We start from the raw sequence: 1364 nt of genomic DNA on the forward strand, positions 1-1364 counted from the left end.
TTCCAGCCTCGTCGTGGCGATGGCCCGCAACGGCACCGACTTCGGCATCCAGGTGTCGGGGACGGGCGACCGCTGGTTCACCGGCCCCGCCGGCGGTTTCACCGAGATCAGCTTCACCCCGTCTCCCGTCGAGCCCTCCCCGCTCGGCCGCCCGCTCGGGGGGCCCTCCCGCTTCCCGGGGGCCAACGCGGGCAGCCCCGCGGAGTCCGCCGGCGCCAGCACCGCGGGCGCCTGGGGCGAGCGGCTGGACCGCGCCGGCCTCGCCGGCCTGCGCGGGCGCGGCTGGCCCGTCCCGGAGGAGCTGCCGGGCCGGCTCGCCCTCTACGAGGCCCGCCGCGAGCACGGCGGCGGCGCCCTGCACCTCAGCTACTCCGACGGCCTCGCGGCCGTCTCGGTGTTCGTGCAGCGCGGCACTCTCGACGAGCGCGGCATGGCGGGGTGGCAGAGGACCGTGCGCCGGGGCCGGACGGTGTACCGCCGCGAGTCCCTGAGGCGCTGGGCGGTGTCCGGCGGGAACGGCTACGTCTACACCGTCGTGACGGACGCTCCGCAGAGCACGGCCACGGCGGTGGCGCTGAACATGCCGCGCGGTTCCGCGCCGTTCCGGACGCGCCTCTCCCGCGGCGCCCGGCGCCTGGCATCGGCGGCGAATCCGTTCGATTGACCCGAGTTATGGGTATTGGCGGCGAGTCTTATGCTCGCCACATGCCCCGCGGGGCAGCATGTGCACCGATAACGAGGACCATGCTCGGTAGGAGAGATGGGGATGACGGAAGACAACCGCGGCCCGGTGAGGGCGCCGTCGGAGGGCGACGACGTCGTCCCCGGGCAGGAGCCTGAGCGGCAGGAGGCGGCGGCTCCTCCCGAGACGGTGACCGACCAGGGGATCCCCGGGGAGCAGCCGGCGGACGAGCCCGAGGCCGACGACCCCGAGCCCGGATCCGCCCGCGACGAGGACGGCGCCGGGACCGGCCCCGCGAGCGCCGACGGGCGCGACTCCGGCGAGGAGGGCGACCGCCTGGTGGCCGGGGGTTTCGCGCCCCCGGACTCGCTCGGCGGGCCGCCCGACACCAGCGAGGACGTGCTCTCCCGGGCCGCCGCGGACATGCCGCAGGAGGTGCCGCTGCAGGACGCCCCGCCGCGCGACATGCCGCAGCCCCCGCCGCCCGTCCCGCTCGACAAGCCGCCCGTGGAGGCGCCCGACGACCGGATGCGGCCCGGGTTCGTGCCGCACAACCAGGACCCGAGGGCCGCGCAGGGCGGCCCGTACGGGGGCTGGCCGCAGCAGTCCCACCAGGGCCCGCCGCCGCCCGCCCCCGGCCGCCCGCCGATGGGCCCGCCGCCCGCGCCGCCCGGCCCGCCGC

General features: G+C 77.7%; 1 protein-coding gene and 1 pseudogene. Both read left to right on the top strand.

What is annotated here, in order from left to right; all coding sequences use genetic code 11:
• Nucleotides 1–664: MucB/RseB C-terminal domain-containing protein (locus AB0K37_RS42220; protein ID WP_363991879.1), on the top strand; the 664-nt coding region annotated here is incomplete at its 5' end.
• A 102-nt stretch (nt 665–766) separates the two neighbouring features.
• Nucleotides 767–1364, top strand: a pseudogene (locus tag AB0K37_RS42225) (hypothetical protein); the annotation flags it as partial.

Source organism: Actinomadura sp. NPDC049753 (assembly GCF_040674655.1).
Lineage (GTDB): Bacteria > Actinomycetota > Actinomycetes > Streptosporangiales > Streptosporangiaceae > Spirillospora > Spirillospora verrucosospora.